Annotated in this window: 4 protein-coding genes; 1 reads left to right on the forward strand and 3 read right to left on the reverse strand. The window is 65.8% G+C overall.

From position 1 onward, the window contains the following. From ICN82_RS21415 to speB, 3 genes are all read right to left on the reverse strand, one after another. Positions 1-205: hypothetical protein (locus ICN82_RS21415; protein ID WP_226898654.1), on the reverse strand; the 205-nt coding region annotated here is incomplete at its 3' end. Positions 206-268: 63 nt separating this feature from the next. Then, positions 269-544 (reverse strand): transposase, encoded by a 276-nt coding sequence (locus tag ICN82_RS20870; RefSeq protein WP_226898655.1) that lies wholly within the window; start codon positions 542-544, stop codon positions 269-271. Positions 545-728: 184 nt separating this feature from the next. Further along, on the reverse strand, positions 729-1,679 hold the full coding sequence (gene speB, locus ICN82_RS20875; protein ID WP_193187213.1) for an agmatinase: 951 nt from the start codon (positions 1,677-1,679) through the stop codon (positions 729-731). A 105-nt stretch (positions 1,680-1,784) separates the two neighbouring features. Between speB and ICN82_RS20880 the strand changes: the two genes are divergently transcribed. After that, positions 1,785-3,449: a BCCT family transporter gene (locus tag ICN82_RS20880; protein ID WP_193187216.1), complete on the forward strand. Its 1,665-nt coding sequence runs from the start codon at positions 1,785-1,787 to the stop codon at positions 3,447-3,449. Positions 3,450-3,831 lie beyond the last annotated feature (382 nt).

A 3,831-nucleotide genomic window follows, 5' to 3' on the forward strand; every position in this document is an offset into this window, starting at 1 on the left:
GCCAGGCCACGGTCCGATAGCCGAAGGACGGCTCCTCCTCGATCATCTTCTTGATCGGCTCGGCAAAGCGGGGATCGACCTTCGGCGCGGCTTTCACCGGCTTGTAGTAGACCGTGCGCCGGGGAATGCCGAACCACGTGCAGAGCTTGGCGACCGACACTGCGACACCCTCCGCCAAGAGGCCGTGCTGGATGCGACGGATCAATTCCCGTCCTGCGCATCCAGCAGGGCCTGAAGCCGTTCGATCATTCTCTCGAACCAATGGCGTTCATGATCTCACTCGGGCCCGCACCTCCAGCATGGCCTCGCCATAGGCTTCCTGAAGGTCCCGGAGCTGCTTCTCGTATTGCTCGCGGATGTCGAGCGGGTTGGCGCGCAGCGAGTTCTCCATCCCCCGCTTGGCGTCTTCAACCCATCCCTCGATCTCGGAGGGTGCGAGGTCGAATGATCGACTTGCCTCCGACACGGTCCTCTTGCCCTGGATGATCTCGATCACCAGAGCCGTCTTCCGCTTCGCCGTCCAACGCTTGATGCTGTCGTCCATCGTCATACTCATCGCTACGTTCTCCCTTGTAGCATGAGCAGGTTTTCATTGGGTCGATACACGCCCGCCGTTCCACCAGAGATCCAGGCGGCCGCGGAGAGAGTGCGCGACGCCGTGATCCTGCAAGAACGGCGATCCGGCGCGGGGGGGGCATAGCGGCGCCGCCCCCGCGCGATTGCCGGAGCTAGCGCGGGATGCCGGGCAGGGCGCAGAGCATTTCGTACAGGAAATTGGCGGCGATGACCGCGGTATTGCCTGCCGGGTCATAGGGCGGGGACACCTCCACGAGGTCGCCGCCCACGAGGTTCAGACCGGCGCAGCCACGGATGATCTCTAGCCCCTGCATGGTGGTCAGCCCGCCGACCTCGACGGTGCCGGTCCCGGGGGCGAAGGCGGGGTCGAGGCTGTCGATGTCGTAGCTCAGATAGACCGGGGTCTGGCCGATCTCGGCACGGATTTCGGCCATCAGCGGCGCCAGCGACCTGTGCCAGCATTCTTCTGCCTGGATCACCCTCCAGCCCTGCCGCCGGCCCCAGTCGAAATCATCGGCGGCATAGCCCGTCCCGCGCAACCCGATCTGGTACACCTTGTCATTGACCAGGCAGCCTTCTTCCCAGGCGCGGCGGAACGGGCAGCCATGGGCCGCGGTCTCGCCGAACATCTCGTCATTGGTATCCGCATGCGCATCCACATGGATCAGCGCGACGGGCCCGTGCCTATCTTTCATAGCCCGCAGGATCGGCCAGGTCAGGGTGTGATCCCCGCCCAGCGTCAAGGGGATGACGCCATGCGACAGCACCTCGCGGTAATGAGCCGCGATGATGTCGACGGATTTCTTCAGATCGTAGAGATTGACCGGAACATCCCCGATATCGGCGACCTGAAGGTGGTCGAAGGGCGCCGCGCCGGTTGCCATGTTGTAGGGGCGGATCATCCGGCTTTCGTCGCGGATCTGGCGCGGGCCCAGTCGCGTGCCCGGGCGGTTCGAGGTGCCGATATCCATCGGGATCCCCAGAAAGCAGGCATCCAGCCCCGCCGCGCTATCCTGGGCGGGCAGGCGCATCATGGTGGCCGGACCGCCGGTCCTGGGCATCTGGTTGCCGCCCAGCGGCTGGTTGAAGCGGAACTTGGTCATCGGCATCCTCATGCGGCAATCAAGGGTGGTATCAGGCGGAACCTCGGCGGAACCCCGCGGGTTGACCGGCATCTGGCCGGAATAAATCAGCATGGGGAGAGGAATTTGCAACAGCTAGCTGACAGGCTGGGACTGAGGACGGATCCCGTGATCTTCTTCATGTCTGCGGGATGTACCGTCGTCTTCGTTCTTGCCCTCGTGCTTTTCCCGGCACCGATCGGGGCGGCCTTCGCGGCCGGACGGGCCTGGATCGTCACGAATCTGGGCTGGTTCTTCGTTCTGGGGGTCAACCTGTGGCTGGGCTTCCTGATCTGGGCGGCCATGTCCCGGCATGGCCATATCCGGCTGGGGCGCAAGGGGGCCCGGCCGGAGTATTCGGGACTGAGCTGGTTCACCATGCTCTTTGCCGGCGGGATCGGCACGGTGCTGATGTTCTGGGGCGTCGCCGAACCGATCAGCCATTTCTCGAAGCCGCCGCTGCCGGGCGTGGAGCCGTTCACCGAGGAGGCCGCGCGCGACGCGATGGCCATCGCGATCTATCACCTGGGGCTGCATACCTGGACGATCTTCACCCTCCCGGGACTTGCCTTCGCCTACTTCATAAATCGATACGACCTGCCGGTGCGGGTAAGCTCGGTGTTCTACCCGCTTCTGGGCGAGGGCATCCACGGGCCTGCCGGGAAGGCCATCGACATCGCCTCCATCCTCGGCACGCTGTTTGGCGTCGCGGTGTCGCTGGGGCTGGGCTCCAGCCAGATCGCGGCGGGGCTTGATGCGCTCTGGGGAACAGGGGACGGGGTGACGGTTCAGGTGTCCATTCTCGCCGTGCTGACCCTGGTGGCGATCGGCTCCATCGTGGCCGGGCTGGATGCGGGGGTGAAACTGCTGTCCAACATAAATATCGGCATGGCGGTCGGTCTGATGGTCTTCGTGCTGGTCACGGGCTCGACCCTTTTCCTGCTGCGCGGGATTGTCGAGACGATCGGGCTCTACCTCTCGAACCTGCCGCATCTTGCCTTCTGGAACGACATGCTTGCGGATGAGAACCCTTCCAATGACGCCTGGGGCTGGCAGGGGTCCTGGACCGTGTTCTACTGGGCCTGGACCGTGACCTGGTCGCCCTTCATCGGTCTGTTCGTGGCGCGGATCTCGCGGGGAAGGACCATCCGGGAATTCGTCTTCGGCGTGCTGCTTGCCCCGTCGCTGTTCACCCTGGTGTGGTTCTCCATCTTCGGCTGGCAGGCGATGGATTTCGACGGGCTGGGCCTGGCAGCGCGCGCGGCCATGGGGGACTCTGCGGGCCAGATCAGCGACGCCGTTGCCGAAAGCGTGCCGCTCGCCATGTTCGCCTTTTTCGAGAACCTGCCGCTGACGTCGCTGATCCAGGGGCTGGCCGTGGTGATCGTGGCGATCTTCTTCGCGACATCCTCGGATTCGGCCTCGCTGGTCGTGGACATGCTGTGCACCGGCACGGCGCGCCCGGGTCCGGTGCATCAGCGGGTCTTCTGGGGGGCGGCGGAAGGCGTCGTGGCGTCCATGCTGATCATTCTGGCGGGCGAGGCCGGGCTGACCGCCCTGCAGGAGGTTATCACCGTCGTCGGCCTGCCGATCTTCGTCCTGGTCTGCATGATGATCCCGTCCCTGATCCGGGGCTTTGCCCTTGAGGATATCGACCATGTGACGATCGGCGAGCGCCCGGAACTGGAAGCCTTCGGGCACGGGTCCGATGACGCGCAGGACCCGGCGGAAGGGCCGGGCGGCGGGGGCTAGCCTGCGGCCCGGTTTCCGTCGCATTTCCGCAAGGCATGCAATCCACGCATCGCCCCGGCTGTTCTGCCGGGGCGTTCCGTTTCCGGCCCTTCTCCTCCGGCGAACCGGGCGCCCTGCGCAGCGGGGCAGACAAGCGGCCGCCTTCCTTCCGGGGACCGCCCGGCGCGTGATCGCGCAACCTGCGTCGGAGATTGGCCGGAGGGGCACCGGTGGTCGCGGCGGCGCGGGGCCTGTCCGGGCGGGACGCCCGAACGGGATCGCAGCTCCGGCAAAGAAGAAGGCCCGCGCCGGGTGCCGGGCGCGGGCCTTTTCAAGGGGGAGGCCGGGTGGAAGGGGTGACCTTGCCCCCGGATCCCGGACTGGGCCGATATTCACTATGCGG

This window comes from Mangrovicoccus algicola, assembly GCF_014903745.1.
GTDB classification, from domain to species: domain Bacteria; phylum Pseudomonadota; class Alphaproteobacteria; order Rhodobacterales; family Rhodobacteraceae; genus Mangrovicoccus; species Mangrovicoccus algicola.